This is a genomic window from Pseudomonas putida (assembly GCF_002906855.1).
Lineage (GTDB): Bacteria > Pseudomonadota > Gammaproteobacteria > Pseudomonadales > Pseudomonadaceae > Aquipseudomonas > Aquipseudomonas putida_N.
Genome location: NZ_MINI01000038.1, coordinates 1,531,121 through 1,557,279 on the forward strand (window position 1 = coordinate 1,531,121; position 26,159 = coordinate 1,557,279).

General features: G+C 63.6%; 27 protein-coding genes. 14 read left to right on the forward strand and 13 right to left on the reverse strand.

What is annotated here, in order from left to right:
* Window positions 1-110: 110 nt before the first annotated feature.
* The 3 genes from BGP85_RS19720 to BGP85_RS19730 all read left to right on the forward strand — a co-directional run bounded on the left by BGP85_RS19720 (window position 111) and on the right by BGP85_RS19730 (window position 3,749).
* Window positions 111-788 (forward strand): response regulator, encoded by a 678-nt coding sequence (locus BGP85_RS19720; protein WP_103449488.1) that lies wholly within the window; start codon window positions 111-113, stop codon window positions 786-788.
* Entirely contained in the window at window positions 785-2,131 is a 1,347-nt protein-coding gene (locus tag BGP85_RS19725) for an ATP-binding protein (protein ID WP_103449489.1), read from the forward strand. Before BGP85_RS19720 ends, BGP85_RS19725 begins: the two co-directional genes overlap by 4 nt.
* Window positions 2,132-2,426: 295 nt before the next feature.
* The gene (locus BGP85_RS19730; RefSeq protein ID WP_060509215.1) at window positions 2,427-3,749 is read left to right on the forward strand and encodes a dicarboxylate/amino acid:cation symporter; all 1,323 of its coding nucleotides are present in this window, start codon (window positions 2,427-2,429) and stop codon (window positions 3,747-3,749) included.
* A gap of 53 nt (window positions 3,750-3,802) precedes the next feature.
* Here BGP85_RS19730 and BGP85_RS19735 read toward each other — a convergent pair whose 3' ends face one another.
* Both BGP85_RS19735 and BGP85_RS19740 read right to left on the reverse strand, forming a co-directional pair.
* Entirely contained in the window at window positions 3,803-4,297 is a 495-nt protein-coding gene (locus tag BGP85_RS19735) for a SprT family zinc-dependent metalloprotease (protein WP_103449490.1), read from the reverse strand.
* 145 nt (window positions 4,298-4,442) lie between these two features.
* Window positions 4,443-5,042, reverse strand: a complete 600-nt coding sequence (locus BGP85_RS19740; protein WP_103449491.1) for a Yip1 family protein — start codon at window positions 5,040-5,042, stop codon at window positions 4,443-4,445.
* 263 nt (window positions 5,043-5,305) lie between these two features.
* Here BGP85_RS19740 and ttcA point away from each other — a divergent pair, with 263 nt between their 5' ends.
* Both ttcA and BGP85_RS19750 read left to right on the forward strand, forming a co-directional pair.
* A complete protein-coding gene (gene ttcA / locus BGP85_RS19745) occupies window positions 5,306-6,130 on the forward strand; it encodes a tRNA 2-thiocytidine(32) synthetase TtcA (RefSeq protein ID WP_027918067.1) in 825 nt (274 codons plus the stop codon).
* A gap of 4 nt (window positions 6,131-6,134) precedes the next feature.
* Window positions 6,135-6,806, forward strand: coding sequence for a DNA-3-methyladenine glycosylase I (locus tag BGP85_RS19750; RefSeq protein WP_103449492.1), 672 nt, complete (start codon window positions 6,135-6,137; stop codon window positions 6,804-6,806).
* A gap of 31 nt (window positions 6,807-6,837) precedes the next feature.
* Here the strand turns inward: BGP85_RS19750 and BGP85_RS19755 are convergent, their stop codons facing one another.
* From BGP85_RS19755 to arsC, 3 genes are read right to left on the reverse strand one after another with little or no spacing between them, the layout of a single operon-like run.
* Window positions 6,838-7,251: a DUF2069 domain-containing protein gene (locus BGP85_RS19755; RefSeq protein WP_103449493.1), complete on the reverse strand. Its 414-nt coding sequence runs from the start codon at window positions 7,249-7,251 to the stop codon at window positions 6,838-6,840.
* Entirely contained in the window at window positions 7,244-7,849 is a 606-nt protein-coding gene (wrbA, locus tag BGP85_RS19760) for an NAD(P)H:quinone oxidoreductase (protein ID WP_016501124.1), read from the reverse strand. Before wrbA ends, BGP85_RS19755 begins: the two co-directional genes overlap by 8 nt.
* Window positions 7,846-8,199: an arsenate reductase (glutaredoxin) gene (gene arsC, locus BGP85_RS19765; RefSeq protein ID WP_103449494.1), complete on the reverse strand. Its 354-nt coding sequence runs from the start codon at window positions 8,197-8,199 to the stop codon at window positions 7,846-7,848. The genes wrbA and arsC overlap by 4 nt, the downstream gene beginning before the upstream one ends.
* Before the next feature lie 85 nt (window positions 8,200-8,284).
* Between arsC and BGP85_RS19770 the strand changes: the two genes are divergently transcribed.
* Window positions 8,285-8,749: a TlpA disulfide reductase family protein gene (locus BGP85_RS19770; RefSeq protein ID WP_103449495.1), complete on the forward strand. Its 465-nt coding sequence runs from the start codon at window positions 8,285-8,287 to the stop codon at window positions 8,747-8,749.
* A 34-nt stretch (window positions 8,750-8,783) separates the two neighbouring features.
* On the opposite strand, the gene BGP85_RS19775 is transcribed toward BGP85_RS19770, so the two are convergent.
* The 4 genes from BGP85_RS19775 to BGP85_RS19790 form a co-directional block, all read right to left on the reverse strand.
* Window positions 8,784-9,188, reverse strand: a complete 405-nt coding sequence (locus BGP85_RS19775) for an META domain-containing protein (protein WP_043196188.1) — start codon at window positions 9,186-9,188, stop codon at window positions 8,784-8,786.
* The gene (locus BGP85_RS19780) at window positions 9,185-9,622 is read right to left on the reverse strand and encodes a hypothetical protein (RefSeq protein WP_079226860.1); all 438 of its coding nucleotides are present in this window, start codon (window positions 9,620-9,622) and stop codon (window positions 9,185-9,187) included. The genes BGP85_RS19775 and BGP85_RS19780 overlap by 4 nt, the downstream gene beginning before the upstream one ends.
* A 31-nt stretch (window positions 9,623-9,653) precedes the next feature.
* Window positions 9,654-10,643: a 2-hydroxyacid dehydrogenase gene (locus tag BGP85_RS19785; RefSeq protein ID WP_103449496.1), complete on the reverse strand. Its 990-nt coding sequence runs from the start codon at window positions 10,641-10,643 to the stop codon at window positions 9,654-9,656.
* 101 nt (window positions 10,644-10,744) lie between these two features.
* Window positions 10,745-13,504, reverse strand: a complete 2,760-nt coding sequence (locus BGP85_RS19790; protein ID WP_103449497.1) for a response regulator — start codon at window positions 13,502-13,504, stop codon at window positions 10,745-10,747.
* 193 nt (window positions 13,505-13,697) lie between these two features.
* Here BGP85_RS19790 and BGP85_RS19795 point away from each other — a divergent pair, with 193 nt between their 5' ends.
* The 7 genes from BGP85_RS19795 (at window position 13,698) to BGP85_RS19825 (ending at window position 21,981) form a co-directional block, all read left to right on the forward strand.
* A complete protein-coding gene (locus tag BGP85_RS19795; protein WP_103449498.1) occupies window positions 13,698-14,414 on the forward strand; it encodes a response regulator transcription factor in 717 nt (238 codons plus the stop codon).
* A gap of 3 nt (window positions 14,415-14,417) precedes the next feature.
* Complete coding sequence (locus BGP85_RS19800) at window positions 14,418-15,815, forward strand: sensor histidine kinase (protein ID WP_103449499.1); 1,398 nt, start codon at window positions 14,418-14,420, stop codon at window positions 15,813-15,815.
* 108 nt (window positions 15,816-15,923) lie between these two features.
* Entirely contained in the window at window positions 15,924-16,823 is a 900-nt protein-coding gene (cysM, locus tag BGP85_RS19805) for a cysteine synthase CysM (protein ID WP_103449500.1), read from the forward strand.
* Window positions 16,824-18,182 (forward strand): 23S rRNA (uracil(1939)-C(5))-methyltransferase RlmD, encoded by a 1,359-nt coding sequence (rlmD, locus tag BGP85_RS19810; protein ID WP_103449501.1) that lies wholly within the window; start codon window positions 16,824-16,826, stop codon window positions 18,180-18,182.
* 96 nt (window positions 18,183-18,278) lie between these two features.
* Entirely contained in the window at window positions 18,279-20,519 is a 2,241-nt protein-coding gene (gene relA, locus BGP85_RS19815) for a GTP diphosphokinase (protein ID WP_103449502.1), read from the forward strand.
* A gap of 62 nt (window positions 20,520-20,581) precedes the next feature.
* A complete protein-coding gene (gene mazG / locus BGP85_RS19820) occupies window positions 20,582-21,415 on the forward strand; it encodes a nucleoside triphosphate pyrophosphohydrolase (RefSeq protein WP_103449503.1) in 834 nt (277 codons plus the stop codon).
* Window positions 21,416-21,441: 26 nt separating this feature from the next.
* A complete protein-coding gene (locus BGP85_RS19825) occupies window positions 21,442-21,981 on the forward strand; it encodes a DUF2058 domain-containing protein (RefSeq protein WP_103449504.1) in 540 nt (179 codons plus the stop codon).
* Between the two features lie 60 nt (window positions 21,982-22,041).
* Here the strand turns inward: BGP85_RS19825 and BGP85_RS19830 are convergent, their stop codons facing one another.
* The 4 genes from BGP85_RS19830 to purM form a co-directional block, all read right to left on the reverse strand.
* Window positions 22,042-22,224 (reverse strand): hypothetical protein, encoded by a 183-nt coding sequence (locus tag BGP85_RS19830; RefSeq protein WP_103449505.1) that lies wholly within the window; start codon window positions 22,222-22,224, stop codon window positions 22,042-22,044.
* 170 nt (window positions 22,225-22,394) lie between these two features.
* Window positions 22,395-23,105 carry a DUF3108 domain-containing protein gene (locus BGP85_RS19835; protein ID WP_103449506.1) on the reverse strand — a complete coding sequence of 237 codons (711 nt, stop codon included), beginning with the start codon at window positions 23,103-23,105 and terminating at the stop codon, window positions 22,395-22,397.
* An 8-nt stretch (window positions 23,106-23,113) separates the two neighbouring features.
* Window positions 23,114-23,767 (reverse strand): phosphoribosylglycinamide formyltransferase, encoded by a 654-nt coding sequence (gene purN, locus BGP85_RS19840; RefSeq protein ID WP_103449507.1) that lies wholly within the window; start codon window positions 23,765-23,767, stop codon window positions 23,114-23,116.
* The gene (gene purM, locus BGP85_RS19845; RefSeq protein ID WP_103449508.1) at window positions 23,767-24,825 is read right to left on the reverse strand and encodes a phosphoribosylformylglycinamidine cyclo-ligase; all 1,059 of its coding nucleotides are present in this window, start codon (window positions 24,823-24,825) and stop codon (window positions 23,767-23,769) included. Before purM ends, purN begins: the two co-directional genes overlap by 1 nt.
* Window positions 24,826-25,079: 254 nt before the next feature.
* Here purM and BGP85_RS19850 point away from each other — a divergent pair, with 254 nt between their 5' ends.
* A complete protein-coding gene (locus BGP85_RS19850) occupies window positions 25,080-26,150 on the forward strand; it encodes a DUF2066 domain-containing protein (protein WP_103449509.1) in 1,071 nt (356 codons plus the stop codon).
* Window positions 26,151-26,159: the final 9 nt, after the last annotated feature.

Below are 26,159 nucleotides of genomic sequence, written 5' to 3' on the forward strand. Positions count from 1 at the left end.
AAGCCCGCTCCTACAGGGATTGCACAGCCTTCGAACCTGTGCGATCCCTGTAGGAGCGGGCTTGTCCCGCGAAGAGGCCAGCACAGGCAATACATAAATAGGAGTGCTACATGAAATTGCTGGTGGTCGAGGACGAAGCCCTGCTGCGGCACCACCTCCACACGCGCCTGGGTGAAAGCGGCCATGTGGTCGAAGCCGTGGCCAATGCCGAAGAAGCGCTGTACCAGGCCGAGCACTTCCATTTCGACCTGGCCATTGTCGACCTGGGCCTGCCTGGCATCAGCGGTCTCGAGCTGATCGGCCGCCTGCGCAGCCAGGGCAAGACCTTCCCCATCCTCATTCTCACCGCCCGTGGCAACTGGCAGGACAAGGTCGAAGGCCTGGCAGCCGGTGCCGACGACTATCTGGTCAAGCCGTTCCAGTTCGAGGAGCTCGAAGCGCGCCTGAACGCCTTGCTGCGTCGTTCCAGCGGTTTCACCCAGTCGACCATTGCCGCCGGCCCCCTGGTGCTGGACCTCAATCGCAAACAGGCAACCCTGGATGAGCAGCCGCTGGCACTGACGGCCTATGAGTACCGCATCCTCGAGTACCTCATGCGTCATCACCAGCAAGTGGTGGCCAAGGACCGCCTGATGGAGCAGCTCTATCCCGGCGACGAGGAACGCGACCCCAACGTCATCGAGGTGCTGGTCGGTCGCCTGCGTCGCAAGCTCGAGGGTGAGAGCGGCTTCAAGCCGATCGACACGGTGCGCGGTCTCGGCTATCTGTTCACCGAGCGCTGCAGATGATCCGCTCGCTGCGGGTACGCCTGATGCTCGCGGCAGCGGTGCTGGCGCTGCTGTTCATGCTGGCGCTGTTGCCGGCGCTGCAGAAGGCATTCAGCCTCGCCCTGCAGGAGTCGATCGAGCAGCGCCTGGCGTCGGACGTGACCACGCTGATCTCCGCGGCGCGCATCGAGCATGGCCAGTTGCTGATGCCCGAGCTGCTGCCGGACGAGCGCTACAACCTGCCATACACCGGCCTGCTGGGCTACATCTTCGACCGTGACGGCAACCTGGTCTGGCGCTCGCGCGCCACCGCCGATCGGCACATCAATTACCGCCCGCGCTACGACGGGCGTGGTAACGAGTTCGCCCGTATCCACCAGGAGGATGGCGAAGAGTTCTTCGTCTATGACGTCGAGATCAAACTGCTCGGTGGCCAGAGCGCGGCCTACAGCATCGTGGCGCTGCAGCCAGTGAGTGAATACAAGGCCACGCTCAATGGTCTGCGCGAAAAGCTTTACCTAGGTTTTGGTGCGGCCCTGCTGGCCTTGCTGGCACTGCTCTGGGCCGGCCTGACCTGGGGATTGCGCTCATTACGTCGGCTGAGCCTTGAGCTGGATGAGGTGGAGTCCGGCGCACGTGATGGCCTCAGCGGCGAGCACCCCCGCGAATTGCTGCGCCTGACACGCTCGCTGAACCGGTTGCTGAGCAGCGAACGCGAGCAGCGCACCCGCTATCGCGATTCACTAGGCGACCTGGCACACAGCCTGAAGACCCCGCTGGCAGTGTTGCAGGGCGTGGGCGAGAGCATGCAGCAGCGTGCTGGCGAACGCGAACAGGCACAGGTGCTGCAGAGCCAGATCGAGCGCATGAGCCAGCAGATCGATTACCAGCTGCAGCGAGCCAGCCTGCGCAAGAGCGGCCTGGTGCGCCACAGCGTATTGCTGCTGCCGGTGCTGGAGAGCTTGTGCAGCACCTTGGCCAAGGTCTATCGCGACAAGCGGGTGGAGGTCGAGCTGGATGTGCCTGCGCAGTCGCATGTGCCGATCGAGCAGGGTGCGTTGCTGGAGCTGCTGGGCAATCTGCTGGAGAACGCCTACCGGTTGAGCCTGGGGCACCTGCGGGTGAGCCTGCAGGAGGGGCGCGGCACGCTGACACTGTGCGTCGAGGACGACGGCCCCGGGGTGCCGGCTGACCAGCGTGAACGAATTCTCGAACGCGGTGAACGGCTAGACCGGCAACATCCGGGGCAGGGCATTGGCCTGGCGGTGGTCAAGGACATCGTCGACAGCTATGGCGCCGAGCTGACGCTGGATGAATCCGCGCTGGGCGGGGCCGCCTTCTGCATCACCTTGCACCTCGATTGATCTGCCGCCCGGGCGGAATCCCGCCACATACCCTGTACATTTCCCGCCACCGGGCGGAAATCCGCCACCACATCTCAGGGAATTCGCCCCGTCGTTGGGCATTTACGCCCAGCAAACACTGCCTTTGCACCCTTGCTGGGCACTTTGGCATCGCCCTTGCTATTCCACTTGGCAGAGGCCTGCCCAGGCAGCTCGAACACAACGACAAATCCCTCCGGGTGCAGGAGGGTTAGCGATTCAGGTGCTTGCACACCCTGGGAAGGGTGAAGCCGGCACACTTGAGGAAAAATGAGCCATGACGACACGTCAGCCGCTGTACAAATCCCTGTATGTCCAGGTGTTGGTCGCCATCACCATTGGCATCCTGCTCGGCCACTTCTACCCCGAAACCGGCGTCGCCCTTAAGCCTTTGGGTGATGGTTTCGTCAAACTGATCAAGATGGTCATCGCGCCCATCATCTTCTGTACCGTGGTCAGCGGCATCGCCGGCATGCAGAGCATGAAGTCGGTCGGCAAGACTGGCGGCTACGCACTGCTGTACTTTGAAATCGTCTCTACCATCGCCCTGATCATCGGCCTGGTGGTCGTCAACGTGGTTCAGCCGGGTGCAGGCATGCACATCGACGTCAGCACCCTGAACGCCAGCAGCGTGGCCGCCTACGCCGCCGCCGGCGCGCAGCAGACCACCGTCGGCTTCCTGCTCAACATCATCCCCAACACCGTGGTGGGTGCCTTCGCCAACGGCGATATCCTGCAAGTGCTGATGTTCTCGGTGATCTTCGGCTTCGCCCTGCACCGCCTGGGCAGCTACGGCAAGCCGGTACTGGACCTGATCGATCGCTTCGCCCACGTCATGTTCAACATCATCAACATGATCATGAAGCTGGCCCCGGTCGGTGCCTTCGGTGCCATGGCCTTCACCATCGGCCAGTACGGCGTGGGTTCGCTGGTGCAGCTGGGCTACCTGATGGCTTGCTTCTACATCACCTGCCTGCTGTTCGTGCTGGTGGTGCTGGGCGGTATCTGCCGCGCTCACGGCTTCAGTGTCCTCAAGCTGATCCGCTACATCCGTGAAGAGCTGATGATCGTGCTGGGCACTTCCTCCTCGGAATCGGCTCTGCCACGCATGCTGGCCAAGATGGAGCGCCTGGGTGCCAAGAAGTCGGTCGTCGGCCTGGTGATCCCGACCGGCTACTCGTTCAACCTTGACGGTACCTCGATCTACCTGACCATGGCTGCGGTGTTCATCGCCCAGGCCACCGATACCCATATGGACATCACCCACCAGATCACCCTGCTGCTGGTGCTGCTGGTCGCGTCCAAAGGTGCTGCCGGCGTGACCGGTTCGGGCTTCATCGTGCTGGCTGCCACCCTGTCGGCCGTCGGCCACCTGCCGGTTGCCGGCCTGGCGCTGATCCTCGGCATCGACCGCTTCATGTCCGAAGCCCGCGCACTGACCAACCTGGTCGGCAACGCCGTGGCCACCGTGGTCGTGGCCAAGTGGGTGAAAGAGATGGATGACGACAAGCTGGCCTCCGAGCTGGCTTCCGGTGGCGCGCCGCTGGAGTTGTCGGTACCTACCGATGATCTGGGCGTTGCAGAAACCCCGGTGCGTTGATCCCGATGCGGTAAAAAAGAAGGCGACCCTCGGGTCGCCTTTCTTGTGCCTGCCTATTCGACGCGGGTTTCGCCGCTGTACACCAATATCGCCCGGCAGCGTCGGCACAGATAGCGCCGCCCTTGGCGCACCAGCTTGTGCCGCTGCGCGGTAAACGGGAAATCACCCTCCGGGCATGGGCAGCGGTAGATGTAACGGGTCACCACACGCCGCTGCACTGCATAGTTGTGGCAGCGATTCGGCGGCAGCTCATACACCCCGCGCATGATCAGCTGCCACTCCTCACCATGGGCCTGGATGCGGTCACCAAACAGCTGGTGGGCCACCAGGTGCGCCACTTCATGGGCCACGGTCTGGCGCAGGAAGTCGTCCTGGTTCTCGCGATACAGCTGCAGGTTGAAGCGCAGCAGGTTTTCGTGCAGGTGGGCGACACCGGCCTTCTGGCCGCGCAGCTTGAAGCTGACTTCCGGGCGCGGGAAGGGGCGTTTGAAGAAGGCTTCGGCTTGCTGGTAACAGGTTTCGACGCGTTGTTTGAGCAGCTCGGGCATGGCGGGGTGGTTCTCCTGACCGGGCATTATGCCGGATGCCTGTCGCGGTTGCCGAGCCGCCGGTCAGCAGGCAGGCATCATGACAAAGACAAAGGCCGCCTTGCGGCGGCCTCTGGCTTGATGCCCTATGTTGGCTGGATCTGATCTAGTTGGTGTACACGGGCCCCACGCCCAAACCCCAGATGATCACGGTTGCAGCCATGATCGCCACCAGCACAACGAGGCCCACTGCCAGCACGGAGCTTGAGAACAGGAAGCCTTCATCTGACGGTATGTTCATGAACGTCGGCAAGCCGACATACAGCAGGTACACGGTGTAGCAAATGGCAGCGGTCCCCACCAGCATGCCCAGCCACAAGTGCGGATAGAGCGCCGCCAGGCCGCCGAGGAACAGCGGGGTGGCGGTGTAGGTGGCAAAGGCTATGCATTGCGCCATGGACGGGCTGGCGTCGTAGGTGCGGGCCATCCAGTGGATGAAGGCACCCATCACCGCCACCCCGGCGAGCATCGCCACGTAGGACATGATGCTCATCCAGATCGCGCTGTCCATGGTCAGCATCACCGCCGGTCGGCCGCCGATTACCCAGCCTACCTGGGTTGTGCCGATAAAGGCCGAAATGGCGGGAATCGCCGCCAGGATGAGCGTATGAGTCAGGTACATGTGGCTGATGCTTTCTTCTTCGCCACGAATCTCCCGCCATTCCTGGTCGGGATGGGTAAACAGCCCCACAACGTGATGAATCATGCCGGTCACTCCTCTCAATGTTGCCAATCGCCCCCCACATGGAGCGCAAGCGGCCCGAGGCCAGGACACCGAAGCAGAACGGTAATGTGGCCTTATGTCGCAGTATAGGAAGCCAATCCCTGCACAAACTGCGCTTTTTAGAGCAAATTGCGCTGTCAGGGCCGTTGTTGATTCCCTTGAAGTCTTTATCGGAATCCCTACAGATGCGCGTGGTTTGTGCGTAAAATAGCCGGCTTTTGTCACACCTCGCGGATCCAAGCGCTATGGGCACCCTCTCGGTCAACCAGAACAAACTGCAAAAACGCCTGCGTCGTCTCGCTGGCGAAGCCATCACCGACTACAACATGATCGAAGATGGCGACAAGGTCATGGTCTGCCTGTCTGGCGGCAAGGACAGCTACACCATGCTCGACGTTCTGTTGCACCTGCAGAAGGTGGCACCGATCAAGTTCGAGATCGTCGCGGTGAACATGGACCAGAAGCAGCCAGGCTTCCCAGAACATGTGCTGCCGGCCTACCTCAAGGAGCTGGGCGTCGAGTACCACATCGTCGAGAAGGACACCTACTCGGTGGTCAAGGAGCTGGTGCCCGAGGGCAAGACCACCTGCTCGCTGTGCTCGCGTCTGCGCCGTGGCACCCTGTATACCTTCGCCGATGAAATCGGTGCGACCAAGATGGCCCTCGGGCACCACCGCGACGACATCGTCGAAACCTTCTTCCTCAACATGTTCTTCAACGGCGCGCTCAAGGGCATGCCACCGAAGCTGCGCGCCGACGACGGCCGCAACGTGGTGATCCGCCCGCTGGCCTACTGCAGCGAAAAGGACATCCAGGCCTACTCGGACATGAAGGAATTCCCGATCATCCCGTGCAACCTCTGCGGCTCGCAGGAGAACCTGCAGCGCCAGGTGGTCAAGGACATGCTGGTGGAGTGGGAGCGCAAGCACCCTGGCCGCACCGAGAGCATCTTCCGCGCCATGCAGAACGTGGCCCCGTCGCAGCTGGCCGACCGCAATCTGTTCGACTTCACCAGCCTGAAGATCGACGAGAACGCTACCCCGCGTTTCCTCGACGTGGTGAACATCTGAGGCCATGCGCGATTACCAGTGGCTGCACGCATATTGCCTGAACCGCTTCGGCTCGGCCGAGGCGCTGGAAGCCTTCCTGCCGCAGCCGCGCACGCCGGCGCAGCTGCGCGCCATCGCTGACGACCGCTACCTGTCGACCCTGGCCCTGCGCGTGTTCCGCGCCGGGCTCAAGCACAGCCTGGTGGATGCCAAGTGGCCTGCGTTCGAGCAGGTGTTCTTCGGCTTCGACCCAGAGAAGGTGGTGCTGATGGGCGCCGAGCACCTGGAGCGGTTGATGCACGACGAGCGCATCATCCGCCATCTGGGCAAGCTCAAGAGCGTGCCGCGCAATGCGCAGATGATCCTCGACGTGGCGAAGGAGAAGGGCAGCTTCGGCGCGTTCATCGCCGACTGGCCGGAGACCGACATCGTCGGGCTGTGGAAGTACCTGGCCAAGCACGGCAACCAACTGGGCGGATTGTCGGCACCGCGCTTCCTGCGCATGGTCGGCAAGGACACCTTCATCCCCACTGAAGACATGGCGGCGGCGTTGATTGCACAGAAGGTGATCGACAAGCAGCCGACCAGCCAGCGCGACCTGGCCCTGGTGCAGCAAGCGTTCAATCAATGGCACGCAGAGAGCGGGCGACCGCTGTGCCAGTTGTCGGTAATGCTGGCGCATACCGTCAACCATTGAGATCGCCGGGGCCGCAAAGCGGCCCCCGAACTCAACTGCCTTCGCCCGCCATGCGCCGTTCGAACTGGAATTTCCAGCGCACATACAGCAGCCCGGCAATGAACAACCCCAGGCTCACCAGCACTTCCACCCAACCAAACACTGCACGCGCCGGGTCGAACGCCGCCAGCACGCCCTTGATGAAATAGATATTCACCACGAAGCAGGTCCAGGCATGCGCCCGGGCGCTGCCCATCAGCATGCCCGGCAGCAGCAACAGCAGCGGCACCAACTCGATCGCCAGGATCACTTCGACCCGTGCCCCATGCAGGTTGGCAAACCACAGATTGTTCACCACCAGCAGCGCGATCAGGCCAAAGAAGCATGCCAGGCTCAACGCCCGCGTAAGGCGCAGCCGCGGTGCCAGCCATTCGAGTGAGGGCAACACCTTGGGCTTTTTAGCCACGCGCGGCCTCCAGGGCCTTGGCCGTGGTCGCCAGGCGTTGGCCAAGGGCGCGGCACAAAGCGATCTCGTGTTGGTCCAGCTCACGCTTGCCATCGGCGCCGGCATGGTGGCTGGCGCCGTAAGGGGTGCCGCCACCACGGGTCTCCAGCAGTGCCGATTCACTGTAAGGCAGGCCCATCACCAACATGCCGTGGTGCATCAGCGGCAGCATCATCGACAGCAGGGTGGTCTCCTGGCCGCCGTGCAGGCTGGCGGTGGAGGTGAACACGCCAGCCGGTTTGCCGACCAGTTCACCACCCAGCCACAGGCTGCTGGTGCCATCGAGGAAATACTTCAGCGGTGCGGCCATGTTGCCGAAGCGGGTCGGGCTGCCCAGCACCAGGCCGGCGCAGTGGCGCAGGTCGTCGAGGGTGGCGTACAGCGCGCCGCTGGCCGGGATGTCCGGGGCCACCGCTTCGCACTCGGTAGAGATCGCCGGCACTGTGCGCAGGCGCGCTTCCATGCCGGCCAGCTCGATGCCGCGGGCGATATGCCGGGCCATCTCGCTGGTCGAACCGTGACGGCTGTAATACAGCACCAGGATGTAGGGCGCGCTCACGGCAGGATCTCCAGCACCTTCTCTGGCGGGCGGCCGATCACGGCCTTGTCACCAGCAATCAGGATCGGCCGTTCGATCAGTTTGGGATTTTTGACCATGGCGTCGATCAGTTGCGCGTCGGTCAGCGCCAGGTTGCCCAGGTCCAGGGCCTTGTATTCGTCTTCGCCGCTGCGCAGCAGCTGGCGCGGGGCGATACCCAGCTTGCCGAGCAGGGCCTTGAGGGTGGCCGCGTCGGGCGGGGTTTCCAGGTAGCGCACGATGGTCGGTGCCAGGCCGCGTTGTTCGAGCAGTTCCAGCGCGCCGCGGGATTTCGAGCAGCGCGGGTTATGATAGAGCGTCAAGTCAGTCATGTCGGGTCGCATCCAGCTGGGTGTGGCGGCTATTCTAACCGCAGCGACTGACCTATTTGCTTGAAACTTCGAGAAGGATTGACCCATGGCAAGGCGTCTGGCAGCAGTACTGGCCATCACCGCGAGCCTGTTGCTCGGTGGTTGCGGTGCCGATTACGGCGTGGACCAAGATGGCAAGACGGTAAAGGCGGAACAGATCGACGGGCACTGGGTAGTGCTCAATTACTGGGCCGAATGGTGTGGCCCGTGCCGTACCGAGGTACCCGAGCTGAACCAGGCGGCCAAGCAATGGGCGGCCGATGGCATCAAGGTGTTCGGGGTGAACTTCGATGGCCTGCAGGGCCCGGAACTGAAGCAGGCAGCGGAAGCCTTGGGCATCGGCTTCACCGTGCTGGCGCAGGACCCGGCCGAGCGTTATGACCTGCCACGCAGCGAGGCGCTGCCGGTGACCTACATCATCGATGACAAGGGCAAGGTGCGTGAGCAACTGCTGGGTGAGCAGACCCTGGAAGGGCTGCAGGCCAAAATCAAGGCGCTCAAAGGCGCCTGATGCATTTGGGGCTGCAATGCGGCCCCAAACATTCTCAGCCTTCTTCAGGCCAGAAACGCAGTGGCTTGCCTTCGGCTGGCCAGAAACGCATCTGCTCGACGGGCGACACATCCCAGCGCTGCACGGTCTCCAGCGCCTGCAGGAAGCGCTTTTCCTGCTCCATCAATGCCGGGGCGCACAGTTTGCGGGTCTTGCCGACCTTGCCGAAGCTCAGGTGCTCACCCTCCAGCGTGTACGGCGCAAACCAGTGGTTGCAGCCGGCATTGCCATAGGCGCGGCCATCGCTGGCCAGGGTCAGGGTCAGGTGGCTGTAGTCGATCAGCGGACGCTCACCGATCCACTCCAGTACGTAGCTGCGTTCCTGCTGCAGCTTCGAAGGTTCGGCAGCACAGCCGAGCAGGCCGGTGGCAATCAGCACACCGGTCAGCAGATTCTTCACTCGGCGCTCTCCTGGCAACGCGGGCACAGATGCTTGTCGCCACGGCTGGCCCAGCCCAGTTCTGCGATACGGGCGCTGGCGGCCGGCTGACGGGCTGCCTTGCCAAGTTTGGCGTCGACGGCGAACTCGAAGTCCAGCACCGCGTCGCAGCTGTCGCACTCGACCTTCCAGGTGAGAATTTCCAGCTCGTTGAACACCGGGCCGCTGGCCACGGCCACCCACTGGCCGCGTGGGTTGATCAGGTGGCGCACGCTCTCCACGGTCAGGCGCATGGCCAGGTCCTTGCTGCCCTTGAGGGTCACGATCAGGACGTCGCCTTTGTGCATCGAGCCACCGTTGCCGGTCACCTGGTAACGGCCCGGAACCAGGGCGCGGCACTCGATCAAGGTGTGTTGCGGGTTGAAAAGGGTGTAGCGAAAATCGTGTTCGACCATGGGTCCTCCAGAAATGCCGCGTATCCTAGCATCAACCGGTGACCAGATTCTGCGGATTACCCGCCGCCCAGCGGATGATGTTGTCCAGGGTAGTGGTGGCGATGGCGTCCAGTGCTTCGTGGGTCAGGAATGCCTGGTGCGCGGTGATGATCACGTTGGGGAAGGTCAGCAACCGTGCCAGCACATCATCCTGCAGCGGCAGGTCGGAACGGTCCTCGAAAAAGAGCTGGGCTTCCTCTTCATACACATCCAGGCCCAGGTAGCCGAGCTGGCCACTTTTCAGGGCGTCGATCAGCGCCGGCGTGTCGACTAGCGCACCGCGGCCGGTGTTGATCAGCATGGCGCCTGGCTGCAAGTGGTTCAGGCTCTGCGCATTGATCAGGTGCCGGGTGTGCTCGGTCAGCGGGCAGTGCAGGCTGATGATTCGCGCCTCGCGCAGCAGTTCGGGCAGGTCCAGGTAGCGGGCCCCCAGGGCCAGCAGCTCCGGGTTGGGGTAGGGGTCATACGCGAGCAGTTGGCAGCCGAAGCCGGCCATGATACGGGCGAAGGCTGCGCCGATCTGGCCGGTGCCGACCACGCCGACGGTCTTGCCATGCAGGTCGAAGCCAGTCAGCCCGTGGAGGGTGAAGTCACCTTCGCGGGTGCGGTTGTAGGCCCGGTGCAGGCGGCGGTTGAGGGCAAGGATCAGGGCCACGGCGTGCTCGGCCACGGCATGCGGCGAATAGGCCGGCACGCGCACCACCGCCAGGCCAAGGCGCTGGGCGGCAGCCAGGTCGACATGGTTGTAGCCGGCCGAGCGCAGGGCGATCAGCCGTGTACCGCCAGCGGCCAGGCGCTGCAGTACCTGGGCGCCGAGCTCGTCGTTGATGAAGGCGCAGACGACCTCGTAGCCCTGGGCCAGGGCGGCGGTGTCGAGGGTCAGGCGGGTGGGCTGGAAGTGCAGGTCAAGGCCGCTGCCTTGGGCGGCCTGGGTGAAGCTTTCCTGGTCGTAGTGCTGGCTGCTGAACAACAGAACGCGCATGGTGGGCTTCCTCTGAAGTGCATGTCTTGGCTTGTGTGGCGCCTGTGAGATCGAGCGCCGCCCGCGCGGCGCTCGATCTCACAGGCGCCGAAAATATCCCGTCAAGCGCTCAGACGCGCCTGCGCAGCCAAGCGGTTGATCGCCGCATCCAGCTCATCCAGCGCCTGCGTTGCCTGTGGGCTGTCCTGCTTGAGCAGGGTCTCGCTGCGCTGACACGCCGCGCGCAGCTGGGGCACGCCGCAATAGCGCGAGGCACCGTTGAGCCGGTGCACCTGCTCGATCAATGTCGACGGATCATCCGCCTCGCGCGCAGCGCGAATCGCCTGGCGGTCGCTTTCCAGCGACGCCAGCAGCATGGCCAGCATATCGGCAGCCAGGTCCGGCTTGCCGGCGGCCAGGCGCAAGCCTTCGTCAGGGTCCAGTACCGGCAGCTCATGGCTGTCGCCATGCGGCCCGCTGGCATGCTCCAATGGCGATGTGCCCAGGCTCAGCCCGGTCCACTTCATGACCACCTGGGCCAGCTGTCGCTCGCTGATCGGCTTGGTCAGGTAATCGTCCATGCCGCTGTGCAACAAGGCGCGTTTTTCGTTGGCCATGGCGTGGGCAGTCAGGGCGACGATCGGCAACGGGTTGCCACTCTGGGTCTTTTCCCACAGGCGGATCTGCTCGGTGCAGGCCCGTCCGTCCATACCGGGCATCTGCACGTCCATCAACACCAGGTCGAAAGGCTCGGCCTGTACCGCGTGCACGGCGGCATGGCCGTTGTCGACTGCCAGCACTTCGGCGCCCAGGTCTTCAAGCAGCGTCTGCACCAGCAGGAGGTTGGCGGCGTTGTCGTCGACGCACAGGATCTTCGCTCGGTGTTGGCCGCTGCTGACCAGTGCCGGTTCGGCCAGCGTGCGGCGCGGTTGCACCAGCTCCAGCAACAGGCGGCGCAACTTGCGCGTGCAGGTCGGTTTGGACAGCAACTGACCATGACCGTTAGGCAGGAAGGGGTGGTACAGCGCCTGCTCGGTGGTCGGGCACAGCACCACGCACTGGCAGTGCAACCGTTCCAGCTGCTGGTTGTACTGACCGAGCTGCTCCGGCGAAAGCGTGCCGAGGTTGGCGCCGAGTACCGCAAACTCGAATGGCAAGCCGGCCTGGAAGCCTGCCTGCACGCCTTGCAGCAATTGGTCGTAAGAGGCGAACAGGCTGACGCTCAGGCCACAGTCCTCGAGCTGGTGCTCCAGGGCCTGGCGCGCCAGTTCATGGCTGTCGACAATGGCCGCTCTGCGCCCCAGCAACGGTTGCAGTGGTTGCTCCTCGATGTCGTCGTGGGCCTTGGGCAGGCTCAAGCTGATCCAGAACTGCGAGCCTTCGCCCGGCGTGCTGTCGACGCCGATCTCACCACCCATCTGCTCGATCAGGCGCTTGGAAATCACCAGCCCCAGGCCGGTACCACCGGGCTGGCGGGCCAGCGAGTTGTCGGCCTGGCTGAACGCCTGGAACAAGGTACGCACGTCCTGTGGCGACAGGCCGATGCCGGTGTCCTGCACGCTGATGCGCAACTGGGCGCTGTCATCCTGTTCGTCCTCGAGCATGGCCCTGACGACTATGGTGCCTTCGCGGGTGAACTTGATCGCGTTGCTCACCAGGTTGGTGAGGATCTGCTTCAGCCGCAACGGGTCGCCGATCAGCGACGTCGGCGTGTCGCGGTAGATCAGGCTGAGCAGTTCGAGCTGTTTGGCGTGGGCGGCGGGGGCGAGGATGGTCAAGGTGTCCTGGACCAGGTCGCGCAAGTTGAACGGGACACTGTCGAGCACCAGCTTGCCGGCCTCGATCTTGGAGAAGTCGAGGATCTCGTTGATGATCCCCAGCAGGTTGTCGGCGGACTTCTCAATGGTGCTCAGGTAATCCAGCTGCCGTGGAGTCATCTCGCTCTTCTGCAGCAGGTGGGTGAAGCCGAGGATGCCATTGAGCGGCGTGCGGATCTCGTGGCTCATGTTGGCCAGGAACTCCGACTTGATGCGGCTGGCCTCCAGGGCCTCCTTGCGTGCCATGTCCAGCTCGATGTTCTGGATTTCGATGGTTTCCAGGTTCTGGCGCACATCCTCGGTGGCTTGGTCGATGCTGTGCTGCAGCTCCTCGTGGGCGCCGTGCAGGGTTTCGGCCATGCGGTTGATGCCGCGGGCCAGTTCGTCCAGTTCATGGCTGCCCATGGCTGGCAAGCGTTCGTCGAGGTGGCCGTCCTTGAGCTGGTTGACCGCGTGCTTGATGCGTGCAATCGGGTCATTGATGGTGCGGCTCATGCGCATCGCCAGCAGACCACTAAGGGCCAGGCAGGCGAGGATCAGCAGCACGCTGGTGAACAGGTTGCGGTAGCCGCGCAACAACGTGCCGTCGTGGGACAGCTCGATCTCGACCCAGCCCAGCAGGCGCTCGGCCTCGGCCGGTACGGCATCGGTGGCCAGGTCGCGGTGGTGGCCGAACACCGGCATCAGGTAACGGGTGGCGTCGTTGCCGGTGCGCTGCAGCAACTGAGTGCCGGTGCCGCCGCTGGGGGCCTGGTTGATCATGCTCGGCCCGGCATGGGCCAGGCGGCTGCGGTCGGGGGCGAGGAACGCCACGGCGCGCACGTCGGCCTGCTCCAGGGTCTGCGCGGCGATGCGCTCCAGCTGGGCGGGTGCCTGCCGTGCCAGGGCCGGTGCGGCCAGCGGTGCCAGCTGCTCGGCGAGCATCTTGCCGCGCTGCAGCAACTGGGTGCGCAACTGGTCTTGTTGCAGCCAGGTGAAATAGCTGCCCAGCACCAGTGCCATCAGGCTGGCCGGCAGCAGTGCAAGCAGCAGCACCCGGCTTCTGATTCCCAAACGATCGAGCACACTCGCCTCCTGTGATGTGCCTGGACACCGTCGTCGCTACGACGGAACAAAGCGGAAAGTTACTCCGCTGGCTGCGCTAATGCACCCACTGAATGTCATTTCGTTACTTGGCCAACGCATTGGTCGCAGGGCGGTTGCCTGGAAGAAGACCATGCACAATAATTGCGCAACTGAGAATGAATGGCAGTTGCTAATGAATCCTGTGGCTAATTACATATCCCGCATCCTGGCGATCGAGGACGATCCGGTCCTGGGTGCGTACCTGCATGAAGAGCTGCAGCGTGGCGGCTTCCAGGTCACCTGGTGCCGCAATGGCCTGGATGGCCTGGAGGCGGCCGGTCGGCAAAGCTTCGACGTGGTGCTGATGGACATCCTGCTGCCTGGCCTCAATGGCCTGGATGCCCTGGCCCGGCTGCGCCAGCATAGCGCCACGCCGGTGATCCTGATGTCGGCGCTGGGCGCCGAGGCCGACCGCATCAGCGGCTTCCAGCGTGGTGCCGATGATTACCTGCCCAAGCCCTTCAGCATGGCCGAGCTGCAGGTGCGGATCGAGGCGATCCTGCGCCGGGTCGCCCTTGAGCGGCGTCATCAGCCGCCGTTGGAGGCCGCCGCAGACGCGCTGCATTTCCACGAAGGCCTGTGTGACGTCAGTCTGGGTGGTCAGCTAGCCGGCATGACCCCCAGCGAATACCGCCTGTTCGACGTTCTCTACCGCAATGTCGATGAAGTGCTGAGCAAGCCCTTCCTTTATCAGCAGGTGCTGCAGCGCGGTTACTCGCGACACGACCGCAGCCTCGACATGCACGTCAGTCAGATCCGCCGCAAGCTCAAGAGTATCGGCTATCACGAGCGAGAGGTCCGCACTGTGTGGGGCAAAGGCTACGTGCTCAGCGTTGGCGAAGCGGAGTAGGCCATGCTCGATCGCCATTCGCTGTTCTGGAAGCTGGCCATCCTGCTGGTGGGTTTCTGCCTGTTGATGATCGGCCTCAGCTACACCTGGGGCCGCCACATGGAAACCCAGAACGCCTTTCTCGATGAGTCGGCCCGCAAGGTGCTGCGCAACTATGCCAGTGAGGCGGAAACGGCCTGGCGTGGCGGAGGGCGGGAGGGGCTGGACCGTTGGGTGGCGGCGATGCAGCAGCGCGAACGCGGCTGGGTCGGTGTGCTCGACCTCAACCTGCGGCCCCTCGACAGTGCCATTCTCGGCCCCGAGATCATGCAGCGGCTCACCCGCCTGCGTGGCGTCGACTGGCCCATGAGCCGGCGCAGCGTCGACCAGCCGTGGCTGCGCATTCCGTTCCCCGGCGCGCCGCAACAGGGCATGCTGGTGATCGAGCTGCCACAACGGCTCAACCCGGGCCACTACCGGCTGGCCTGGCAAGTCGTTACCAACGGCATCATCCCCGGCCTGTTTACCTTGCTGCTGTGTGTTGGCCTGTACCGCATGCTGATCGTCCCGCTAAACCAGCTGCGCGAGCAGGCCAATGCCTGGCGTGCCGACCAGCTTTCGGCCCGCCTGGATTCACGGACCACGGCCCGCCATGACGAGCTGGGCGAACTGGCCCGAGCTTTCGATCAGATGGCCGAGCGCCTGCAAAGTACCGTGGTGATGCAGCAGCAGCTGTTGCGCGACCTGTCCCATGAGATGCGCACGCCGCTCAGCCGCCTGCGCGTGGCCTGTGACAGCGAGACCGACCTTGCGCGCTTGCGAGAACGCCTGGGGCGTGAGGTGGACTGCATGCAGCAGCTGGTCGAGAACACGTTGCAACTGGCTTGGCAGGACGCCGAGCGTACGCCGATGAACCTAGAACCGATCCAGGTCAAGGCACTGTGGCGCCTGCTGGTCGAGGACTCCAGCTATGAAAGTGGCTGGTCGGCCGAGCGGTTGCGCTGCGAGCTGCCGAGCAATTGCTGGGTAGAGGGCAATCTCAACCACCTGGCCCAGGCCGTGGAGAACATGCTGCGCAATGCTATCCGCCATTCGCCGGAAAATGGCTTGGTGCGGCTGGGTGGGCAGCGCGAGGGCGGGTATTGGCGTTTGTGGCTGGAAGACGAGGGCGGGGGTGTGGCCAATGAAGACCTGGAGCGGATCTTTGCACCGTTCTCCCGGCTCGATGGCTCACGACCGGGAGATGGCGGTTTTGGTCTGGGGTTGAGCATTGCCCGCAGTGCGATCCAGCGCCAAGGCGGAACCTTGTGGGCGGAGAATGGCAAGCGCGGGCTGCGCCTGTGCATGAGGTTGCCGATTCATGTGCCGGCCTCTTCGCGGGACAAGCTCGCTCCTACAGGGGCAACGATAAGCTGCTCGTAACTTATGGCTTATAGCTTGTAGCTATAGCAACCACAGATTGCGTGATATGGCCGGGAAGTGTTTGCCGGTATGATAGGCACCCCTGCCGTCCGGATTGTGAAATACGCCATGACCTTGCAGTACCCAACCATCGCCGATTGCGTCGGCAATACGCCCCTGGTTCGCCTGCAGCGCATCGCTGGCGAAACCAGCAATACCCTCTTGCTCAAGCTCGAAGGTAACAATCCAGCCGGCTCGGTGAAGGACCGCCCGGCACTGTCGATGATCACCCGCGCCGAACTGCGCGGCCAGATCAAGCCAGGCGACACCCTGATCGAAGCCACCTCCGGCAATACCGGCATCGCCCTGGCGATGGCAGCGGCGATCAAGGGTTACAAGATGATCCTGATCATGCCCGACAACTCCACCGCCGAACGCAAGGCAGCCATGACCGCCTACGGCGCCGAGCTGATCCTGGTGACCAAGGAAGAGGGCATGGAAGGCGCCCGCGACCTCGCTGAGAAGTTGCAGGCCGAAGGCCGCGGCCTGGTCCTCGACCAGTTCGCCAACGGCGACAACCCGATCGCCCACTACACCAGCACCGGCCCGGAAATCTGGCAGCAGACCCAGGGCACCATCACCCATTTCGTCAGTTCCATGGGGACCACCGGTACCATCATGGGCTGTTCGCAGTACCTCAAGGAACAGAACCCCAACGTGCAGATCGTCGGCCTGCAACCGATGGAAGGCTCGGCCATTCCGGGGATCCGCCGCTGGCCCGAGGAGTATCTGCCAAAGATTTTCGATGCCACCCGTGTCGACCGTGTGATGGACATGTCCCAGCAGGAGGCCGAGGACACCACTCGCCGCCTCGCGCGCGAAGAGGGCATTTTCTGTGGCGTGTCTTCCGGTGGTGCGGTGGCAGCCATGCTGCGCCTGTCCCGCGAAGTGGAAAACGCCGTGATGGTCGCGATCATCTGTGACCGCGGCGACCGTTATCTGTCCACCGGCCTGTTTGACCCGAGCTAAATGTCCAAGAAAAAGAGCAACAGCGGCCTGCGCTTCCAGCCGGCCGGCGGCAACCGCACGCCCCAGGTCCCCGTGGGCAAGAAGCAGCGTCTGGATATCGAGCGCCTGGCCGGTGACGGCCGTGGCATCGCCTTCCTGGAGGGGCGCACCTGGTTCGTCAGTGGCGCCCTGGCCGGTGAAGCGGTCGAGGCGCGGGTGCTCAACGCCCGCGGCAAGGTCGTCGAGGCGCGCCTGGAGCGCGTGCTGCAAGCCAGCCCCGAACGCCGCCAGGCGCCGTGCCGCCACTACGAGCGTTGCGGTGGCTGCAACCTGCAGCACCTGCCGCACGACGCCCAGCTGGCGCTCAAGCAGCGCACCCTGGCCGAACAGCTGCAACGGGTGGCCGGCGTGCAGCCCGAAGAATGGGCCGCGCCCCTGAGCGGGCCGGAGTTCGGCTACCGGCGCCGGGCGCGGGTGGCAGTGCGCTGGGATGTGAAGGCAAAGCACCTGGATGTCGGCTTGCGCGCCGAAGCGAGCCAGGAAATTGTCTCCATCGATGACTGCGTCGTGCTGGTACAGCCTTTGCAATCTATTCTTCGCCACTTGCCGGCTGTGCTGCGCTCGCTGGGCAAGCCACAGGCGATCGGCCATGTGGAGCTGTTCAGTGGCACCGCCGAAGCCGTGCTGGTGCGCCATGTGGCGCCGCTGTCGGCGGACGACCTGGCACGCTTGCAGGCATTCTGTGACGAGGCCAAGGCCCAGCTCTGGCTGCAGGGCGAGGGTGAGCCGGCCCCTGTGGATGCCGAGGCGAAACTGGGCTTTACCCTGGCGCCCTGGCAGCTGGAACTGGCCTGGCGCCCGGGCGATTTCGTCCAGGTCAACGCCCAGGTCAACACGGCGATGATTGAGCAGGCCCTGGCCTGGCTCGCACCGCAGGCTGACGAGCGCGTGCTGGACCTGTTCTGCGGCCTGGGCAACTTCGCCCTGCCGCTGGCGCGTCAGGCACGTGAAGTGGTGGCGGTGGAAGGTGTACAGGCCATGGTCGATCGGGCCGCGGCCAATGCCCGGAACAACGATGTGCATAACGCCGCGTTTTTTCAGGCCGATTTATCGCAGCCTTTGGCAGGCGCCGGATGGGCCGCCGAGGGCTTTTCTGCGGTACTCTTGGATCCACCGCGCGACGGTGCATATGAGGTGGTGCAAGGCATCGCCCGCCTCAACGCCAAGCGCTTGGTGTATGTATCGTGCAACCCGGCCACGCTGGCGCGAGATGCCCAGGTGCTGGTCGGTCAGGGGTACCGGTTAAAAAGGGCCGGGATTCTCGACATGTTTCCTCAGACGGCGCATGTCGAAGCCATGGCGTTATTCGAAGCGGGCTAGCGAACTGGCCCCTTGGTGCGGCTTCCACGGAAGGGAAGCTGCACGGTGATAGCCAGTGCACCCGTGTGGTGCGCTGTATGGAAAGGTAAAACAAAGATGGTACAGGTGAGAGTGCACCAGCCGGTCAACACAGACGGCAGTATCAATCTCGAAGCATGGCTGGATCACGTGGTGAGCGTCGATTCGGCACTGGATCGCGTGGCGCTGAAAGAAGCCTGCGAGTTCACCCAGGAAATCGAAAAGAAGGGCAACTCGGCCAAGCATTCGTGGGCCGACGGTACGTCCAGTTATCAGGCCGGCCTGGAAATCGCCGAAATCCTCGCCGACCTCAAGCTCGACCAGGATTCGTTGGTTGCGGCGGTGATCTATCGCTCGGTACGTGAAGGCAAGGTGACCCTGGCCGAAGTCGGCCAGCGTTTTGGCCCGGTGGTGTCCAAGTTGATCGACGGCGTGCTGCGCATGGCCGCCATCAGCGCCAGCCTGAGCCCGCGCCAGTCGCTGGTGCTGGGCTCGCAGGCGCAGGTCGAGAACCTGCGCAAGATGCTCGTGGCCATGGTCGACGACGTGCGCGTGGCGCTGATCAAGCTGGCCGAGCGTACCTGTGCGATCCGGGCGGTGAAGTCTGCCGATGACGAAAAACGCCTGCGTGTGGCGCGCGAGGTGTTCGACATCTATGCGCCGCTGGCTCACAGGTTGGGCATCGGCCATATCAAATGGGAGCTGGAAGACCTGTCCTTCCGCTACCTGGAGCCTGACCAGTACAAGCAGATCGCCAAGCTGTTGCACGAGCGCCGGCTGGACCGTGAGCGCTTCATCAGCGACGTGATGAACCAGCTGCAAAACGAATTGCTGGCCACCGGGGTCAAGGCTGACATCAGCGGCCGGGCGAAACACATCTATTCGATCTGGCGCAAGATGCAGCGCAAAGGCCTGGAATTCAGCCAGATCTACGACGTGCGTGCGGTGCGCGTGCTGGTGCCTGAGGTGCGTGACTGCTATACCGCGCTGGGTATCGTGCACACCCTGTGGCGGCACATCCCCAAGGAGTTCGACGACTATATCGCCAACCCCAAGGAAAACGGCTATCGCTCACTGCACACTGCGGTGATCGGCCCCGAGGGCAAGGTGCTGGAAGTGCAGATCCGTACCCACGGCATGCACGAAGAAGCCGAGCTCGGTGTCTGCGCCCACTGGCGCTACAAGGGCACCGACGTCAAGCCGAGCTCCAATCACTACGAAGAGAAGATCTCCTGGCTGCGCCAGGTGCTCGAATGGCATGAAGAGCTGGGCGACATCGGTGGCCTGGCCGAGCAGTTGCGGGTCGATATCGAACCCGACCGGGTCTACGTGTTCACCCCTGATGGCCACGCCATCGACCTGCCCAAGGGTGCCACGCCGCTGGACTTTGCCTACCGCGTGCATACCGAGATCGGCCACAACTGCCGTGGCGCCAAGATCAACGGGCGCATCGTGCCGCTCAACTACAGCCTGCAAACCGGCGAGCAGGTGGAGATCATCACCAGCAAGCACGGCAACCCGAGCCGTGACTGGCTGAACTCCAACCTCGGCTACGTCACCACATCGCGGGCGCGGGCCAAGATCGTCCATTGGTTCAAGCTGCAGGCGCGTGACCAGAACGTCGCTGCCGGCAAGACCTTGCTCGAACGTGAACTGAGCCGCCTGGGCTTGCCGCAGGTGGACTTCGAGCGCCTGGCCGAGAAGACCAATGTCAAGACCGCCGAGGACATGTTTGCCTCGCTCGGTGCCGGTGACCTGCGCCTGGCGCACCTGGTCAACGCCGCCCAGCAGCTGCTCGAGCCCGAGCGCATCGAGCAGATCGAGCTGGTGCCGCGCAAGCCTACCGGCCCGCGTACCGGTAAGCGTGGCGACATCCAGATCCAGGGTGTCGGCAACCTGCTCACGCAGATGGCCGGCTGCTGCCAGCCGCTGCCAGGCGATGCCATCGTCGGCTACATCACCCAGGGCCGCGGCGTCAGCATCCACCGCCAGGACTGCGCTTCGGCGCTGCAGCTGGCCGGGCGCGAGCCGGAGCGGATGATCCAGGTAAGCTGGGGGCCAATCCCGGTGCAGACCTATCCGGTCGACATCGTCATCCGTGCCTACGACCGCCCAGGGTTGCTGCGCGACGTGTCGCAGGTGCTGCTCAACGAGAAGATCAACGTGCTGGCGGTCAACACCCGCTCGAACAAGGAAGACAACACCGCTTTGATGTCGCTGACCATCGAGATTCCGGGCCTGGATGCGCTTGGGCGCCTCCTGGGCAGGATTTCGCAGTTGCCGAACATCATCGAAACACGGCGTAATCGAACCCCTTGAGACCGCGGCGCCTGCTTCGCGGGTAAACCCGCGAAGAAGGCACCACCGAAGGACCTGCTTAAATGACCTACACCCTCGAAGATCTGCTGCACCTCATGGCCCGCCTGCGCGACCCGCAGTACGGCTGCCCGTGGGACCTGAAGCAGAACTACGCGAGCATCGTGCAGCACACCATCGAAGAGGCCTACGAAGTCGCCGACACCATCGAGCGCGGCGATTTCGAACACCTGCAGGGCGAGCTCGGCGACCTGTTGTTCCAGGTGGTCTATTACAGCCAGCTGGCCCGGGAAGAAGGGCGTTTCGAGTTCGATGGCGTGGTCGACAGCATCACCCGCAAGCTGATCCGTCGTCACCCCCACGTATTCCCGACGGGCGAGCTGTACGCACCAATGGACACCCCAAGCCTCAACGAGGCCCAGGTCAAGTCGCGCTGGGAGGAGATCAAGGCCGAGGAGCGCGCCGAGAAAAGCACCCCTGAACAACTGTCGCTGCTCGATGACGTACCGGCGGCATTGCCGGCGCTGTCGCGGGCGGCCAAACTGCAGAAGCGCGCGGCCACCGTCGGTTTCGACTGGCCAGCGGCACTGCCGGTGCTGGACAAGGTGCGCGAGGAACTCGACGAAGTGTTGCAGGCCATGGCCGACAACGACGCCGACGCCCTCGAGGATGAAGTCGGCGACCTGCTGTTTGCCGCCGTGAACCTGGCCCGCCACCTCAAGCAAGACCCGGAAAACGCCCTGCGCCGCGCCAACCGCAAGTTCGAGCGGCGTTTCCGCTTCATCGAACAGGCATTGCGTGACAGCGGCCGGCCGATTGAACATTGTAACCTTGACGAGCTGGACGCCCTTTGGGGTGAAGCCAAGCGTCAGGAAAAGAACCTGCCCAGCTGCGGCTGAGCTGTTGCATAAGTGAGTGAACATTCATGAGCCTTTCCCTTCGCGACCAATTGCTCAAAGCCGGTCTGGTCAACCAGAAACAGGTCTCGCAGACCAACAAAGCTGAAAAGAAACAGAAGCGCATGGAGCACAAAGGCCAGGTCGAAGTCGACGACAGCCAGCAGCGCTTGGCCAAGGAAGCCATGGCCGAAAAGGCCAAACGTGACCAGGAGCTGAATCGCCAGCAGCAGGAAAAGGCCGAGCAGAAGGCCCGCGTGGCACAGATCAAGCAGTTGATCGAAGCCACCCGCCTGCCCAAGCTGACCACCGAGGACTACTACAACTTCGTCGACGACAAGAAGGTCAAGCGCATTGCCGTCAACGCCCTGATGCGCACCCGCCTTAGCAACGGCGCGCTGGCCATCGTGTCGCATGCTGGCGGCTACGAGGTGATCCCGCGCGAGGCGGCGGTGAAGATCCAGGAGCGCGACCCGAACCGAATCCTGCTGCTCAATACCCATGTCGAGGAAGCGGACGAGGACGATCCGTACGCTGCCTACAAGATCCCAGACGATCTGATGTGGTAAGCACGAAAAACCCCGCCTCGGCGGGGTTTTTTATTGGAAGACTGTGTAAAGGGGTCTGGCTTATTGCGTGGTGCGCTGGTTTTCCAGCTCTTCGAGCTCTGCCCGGTACTGGTGAGCTTCATGTTCCTGGTGGAACATGCCGACCAGTTGGCCTTGCTGGTGCACATCCCAGATCCGCACGCCAGCGGCCAGGCCTTCGTGGGACATTTTCGATTCGTCGCGTTCGGTTACTTGGACTGTCATCGGTAAACTCCACTGCTTTGAGTTGACTGCGACACTGTGTCGCACAACCCCTTTATAGAATTTGTTAGCAGGCTAAGTAAATAAAACAGGCATGAAACAAGTTTCATGAAAGCCGGGCAAAAAGAAGCCCCGCACAGGGCGGGGCTTCGGATACTGCGGGCTGCAGGGGATCAGTTACCCTTCACCGTCCTGCCGTCGACCGTGCCATCCTGCAGCACGATCACGTACTCCTTGCCATCGGTCTCGACCTGGCGCAGCTGCACCAGCAGGTAGTCCCAGTCCTTGGCGAACCATAGCTCGGTAACACGCTTGTTCTGGGCTGGGGCACGCACGCGTTCGACCTTCACCGCCTCGACCTGGCCGGTCTTGGTGGTGATCTTCTCGGTGCCGAGCACGCGGAAGTCGTAGTTGTCGATCTCGTCGCCATCGACTACCTGGTAGGTCATGCTCTTCTTGCCAGCGGCCACATCGTGCTGCAGTGCCAGCTGGTAGGACGACTTGTCCAGCACACCGCGGTTGAGCGGCAGGTTGATGGCATCCTTGCGGTCGGTACCGGTGATCTTCTTGGCGTTCCAGTCGAAGGTCAGGTCGACGGTCTTGGCCTTGCCCAGGCCGCCACGCTCGAAGTGGTACTTCTGCGGCAGCAGGGTGTCGTTGTCCATGCGCAGGGTGCTTTGCTCGGTCAGGCTGGCGATCATCATGGAAGCCTTGAAATTAAGGTCCCAGGTACCGTTGGCATTTTTGACCAGGCTGCGCTCGGCGGTGCCGCTCATGGGCAGTTGCTTCCAGTCGGCGGTGTAGCTGGCCGAGAATGGCTTGAGTTCAGCTGCCTGGAGGGGCAGGGCGAGCACGGCGAGAGCCAATAGCAGGGCACGACGCATAAATTCTCCTAGGGTCGGATCAAGTGACCACTGGCCGGCAGCGGCAGGTCATCCAGTAATGCACCCTGTTCACCCAGGCGCAAGCGCCCTTGGGCAAACCAGTGCACCGCCAGCGGGTAGATCTGGTGTTCCTGATGGTGGACCCTTTGGGCCAGGCTTTCCACCGTGTCTTCAGGCAGCACCGGTACCACAGCCTGTACGACCAGAGGCCCGCCATCGAGTTCCTCGGTGACGAAGTGTACGCTGCAGCCATGCTCGGCGTCGCCTGCCTCCAGTGCCCGGCGGTGGGTATGCAGGCCCTTGTAGCGGGGCAGCAACGACGGGTGGATGTTGAGCAGGCGGCCTTGGTAGTGGCGCACGAAGTCGCCACTGAGGATGCGCATGAAGCCGGCGAGCACCACCAGGTCCGGGGTGAAATCGTCGATACGCGCCATCAGCGCGGCATCGAAGGCTTCGCGGCCGTCGAACTGGGTGTGGTCGAGCACCGCGGTGTCGATACCGACCGCCTGGGCCCGTTGCAGGCCATAGGCATCGGCGCGGTTGGAGACCACTGCGGCGATGCGCACCTGGCTGTCCTGCACACGGCAACTGTCGATCAACGCTTGCAGGTTGCTGCCGGAACCCGACAGCAGTACCACTACATTGCAGGGCTTGCTCGGCATCAGTGTGCCTTGAGGTTCTGCAGCTCGACCTGGGCGGCGCCTTCGGCGGCTTCGGCGATGCGGCCGATGACCCAAGGCTGCTCACCGGCGGCGCGCAGTTCGTTCAGGGCAGCTTCGACCTGGTCCTGGGCCACACAGATGACCATGCCGACACCGCAGTTCAGCACACGGTGCATCTCGTGCTCGTCGACGTTGCCTTTTTCCTGCAGGAAGTCGAACACCGCCGGGCGCTGCCAGCTGGCCACGTCAACCACGGCTTGGGCATTCTTAGGCAGGACGCGCGGGATGTTGTCCAGCAGGCCGCCACCGGTGATGTGGGCCATGGCCTTGACTGCGCCAGTGTTCTTGATCAACTGCAGCAGTGGCTTGACGTAGATGCGGGTCGGCGCCATCAGCAGGTCTGTCAGCGGCTTGCCGTCGAGCTGGGTGTTCTCGATATCGGTGCCGGACACTTCGAGGATCTTGCGGATCAGCGAGTAGCCGTTGGAGTGCGGGCCGGAGGACGGCAGGGCGATCAGCGCGTCACCGGTGGCAACCTTGGAGCCGTCGATGATCTCGGCCTTTTCCACGACGCCGACGCAGAAGCCGGCCAGGTCGTAGTCTTCGCCTTCGTACATGCCCGGCATTTCGGCGGTTTCGCCGCCGACCAGGGAGCAGCCAGCCAGTTCACAGCCAGCGCCGATGCCGGTGACCACGGTGGCGGCCACGTCGACATTCAGCTTGCCGGTGGCGTAGTAGTCGAGGAAGAACAGCGGCTCGGCGCCGCAGACCACCAGGTCGTTGACGCACATGGCGACCAGGTCCTGGCCGATGCTGTCGTGCTTGTTCAGGTTCAGTGCCAGGCGCAGCTTGGTGCCGACGCCGTCGGTGCCGGAGACCAGCACCGGCTGCTTGTAGCCGGCCGGGATCTCGCAGAGGGCGCCGAAGCCACCCAGGCCACCCATGACTTCAGGGCGTGCGGTGCGTTTTGCCACGCCCTTGATGCGTTCGACCAGTGCTTCGCCGGCGTCGATGTCTACACCGGCGTCCTTGTAGCTCAGGGAGGGTTGCTTGCTCATTGATCCAGGCCTTTAAGAGGGAGGGATTCGTAAAAACGACCATGACGGCCAAGGCCGGCTGGAAAGCGGCGGCTGCCTGAAACGTCAGTGGTCTGTGAAGGCGCGCGATTTTATCAGGGTTGCCGTGCAGCGGCCATCCTCAGGCCGACGGGCAGGGCGGTAAATTGCTGAAAAAGGTGTGTGGGTGGTTGATGCGCCTCCTTCTGTATAAGCTGCAAGCCACATGCTTCATGCGCAATCGGACAGGAATCCCCATGCGACTATTCAATTATCTGGCAGCAGGGTGCCTTGCACTGGCCTGCCTCACTGCGCAGGCCGAAACCGTCTCCGGGCTTTATCAAGTGCGCGAGCCGGTCGAAGGGCAGGGCGCCGAAGCCCGCTCCGCAGCCACTGCCAAGGCCTTCGATACCTTGGTACTGCGCCTGACTGGCGATCCCAGGGCGGCGCAGAACCCGGCGCTGGCCGACCTGCGCAAGGCCCCGCAACAAATCATCAACCAGGTCGGCACCGAAGCCGGGCCGCCGGAATCGGTGCTGGTCGAGTTCGACCCTGGCAGCACCGAGCGTGCCTTGCGCAAGGCCGGCCTGGCGCTGTGGGGCAGCAACCGGCCCTCCATCCTCGGCTGGTGGCTCAATGACAGCGCCGAAGGCAGCAACCTGGTCGGCGACGGCCAGGCCAGCGCCCAGCCGCTGCGTCGAGCGGCCCAGCACCGAGGCTTGCCGCTGCGCTTGCCGCTGGCCGACCTGCAAGAGCAACTGGTGGCCAACGCCAAGCAGCTCGAAGGCAATGATCCGGCACCCCTGCGCGATGCTGCGCAGCGCTACGGTGCCGACGCCATGCTGGCGGTGCATGCCCATGAAGCCGATGGCAAATGGCAAGGTACATGGCAGCTGTGGCTGGGCGACAAGCGCGAGCAGGGCAACGCCGAAGGCGCTGACCAGGCGGCTCTGGCGGACGCCGTCATGCTGGCGGTCAGCAACCGTCTGGCGCCGCGCTATGTGGTCAAGGCCGGTGCCAGCAGCCAGTTGCAGTTGCAAGTGCAAGGCATGAACCTGCAACGCTATGCCGAGCTGAGCCGTGTGCTGGAGCCTTATGGCCCACGCCTGCAGCTGGCCGAAGGCAGTACCTTGACCTATGCGGTCACCGGTAATCGCGAGCAACTGCGTGCCCAACTGGGCTTGGCCAAATTGCAGGAGGTGCCACTCGAGCAGGCTCCGCCGACACCGGCCACACCTGCTCCGGCCCCGGCTGCCGCTCCAGGCCAGCCGGCGGCACCCACTCCTGTCGCCGCCAAGCCGTTCGACGGCTTGCGATTTCGTTGGTAAGGGCGCTAT

Coding starts and splice junctions, on each gene's coding strand:
- BGP85_RS19740 (WP_103449491.1), bottom strand. CDS start 5,042: ATGATTCATCACGTTGTGGGGCTGTTTACCCATCCCGACCAGGAATGG.
- BGP85_RS19800 (WP_103449499.1), top strand. CDS start 14,418: ATGCTCGATCGCCATTCGCTGTTCTGGAAGCTGGCCATCCTGCTGGTG.
- BGP85_RS19795 (WP_103449498.1), top strand. CDS start 13,698: ATGAATCCTGTGGCTAATTACATATCCCGCATCCTGGCGATCGAGGAC.
- BGP85_RS19720 (WP_103449488.1), top strand. CDS start 111: ATGAAATTGCTGGTGGTCGAGGACGAAGCCCTGCTGCGGCACCACCTC.
- purM (WP_103449508.1), bottom strand. CDS start 24,825: ATGAGCAAGCAACCCTCCCTGAGCTACAAGGACGCCGGTGTAGACATC.
- BGP85_RS19785 (WP_103449496.1), bottom strand. CDS start 10,643: ATGCGCGTTCTGTTGTTCAGCAGCCAGCACTACGACCAGGAAAGCTTC.
- BGP85_RS19825 (WP_103449504.1), top strand. CDS start 21,442: ATGAGCCTTTCCCTTCGCGACCAATTGCTCAAAGCCGGTCTGGTCAAC.
- BGP85_RS19730 (WP_060509215.1), top strand. CDS start 2,427: ATGACGACACGTCAGCCGCTGTACAAATCCCTGTATGTCCAGGTGTTG.
- BGP85_RS19770 (WP_103449495.1), top strand. CDS start 8,285: ATGGCAAGGCGTCTGGCAGCAGTACTGGCCATCACCGCGAGCCTGTTG.
- cysM (WP_103449500.1), top strand. CDS start 15,924: ATGACCTTGCAGTACCCAACCATCGCCGATTGCGTCGGCAATACGCCC.
- purN (WP_103449507.1), bottom strand. CDS start 23,767: ATGCCGAGCAAGCCCTGCAATGTAGTGGTACTGCTGTCGGGTTCCGGC.
- BGP85_RS19850 (WP_103449509.1), top strand. CDS start 25,080: ATGCGACTATTCAATTATCTGGCAGCAGGGTGCCTTGCACTGGCCTGC.
- mazG (WP_103449503.1), top strand. CDS start 20,582: ATGACCTACACCCTCGAAGATCTGCTGCACCTCATGGCCCGCCTGCGC.
- rlmD (WP_103449501.1), top strand. CDS start 16,824: ATGTCCAAGAAAAAGAGCAACAGCGGCCTGCGCTTCCAGCCGGCCGGC.
- BGP85_RS19750 (WP_103449492.1), top strand. CDS start 6,135: ATGCGCGATTACCAGTGGCTGCACGCATATTGCCTGAACCGCTTCGGC.
- BGP85_RS19780 (WP_079226860.1), bottom strand. CDS start 9,622: ATGGTCGAACACGATTTTCGCTACACCCTTTTCAACCCGCAACACACC.
- BGP85_RS19830 (WP_103449505.1), bottom strand. CDS start 22,224: ATGACAGTCCAAGTAACCGAACGCGACGAATCGAAAATGTCCCACGAA.
- relA (WP_103449502.1), top strand. CDS start 18,279: ATGGTACAGGTGAGAGTGCACCAGCCGGTCAACACAGACGGCAGTATC.
- BGP85_RS19725 (WP_103449489.1), top strand. CDS start 785: ATGATCCGCTCGCTGCGGGTACGCCTGATGCTCGCGGCAGCGGTGCTG.
- BGP85_RS19835 (WP_103449506.1), bottom strand. CDS start 23,105: ATGCGTCGTGCCCTGCTATTGGCTCTCGCCGTGCTCGCCCTGCCCCTC.
- BGP85_RS19735 (WP_103449490.1), bottom strand. CDS start 4,297: ATGCCCGAGCTGCTCAAACAACGCGTCGAAACCTGTTACCAGCAAGCC.
- ttcA (WP_027918067.1), top strand. CDS start 5,306: ATGGGCACCCTCTCGGTCAACCAGAACAAACTGCAAAAACGCCTGCGT.
- arsC (WP_103449494.1), bottom strand. CDS start 8,199: ATGACTGACTTGACGCTCTATCATAACCCGCGCTGCTCGAAATCCCGC.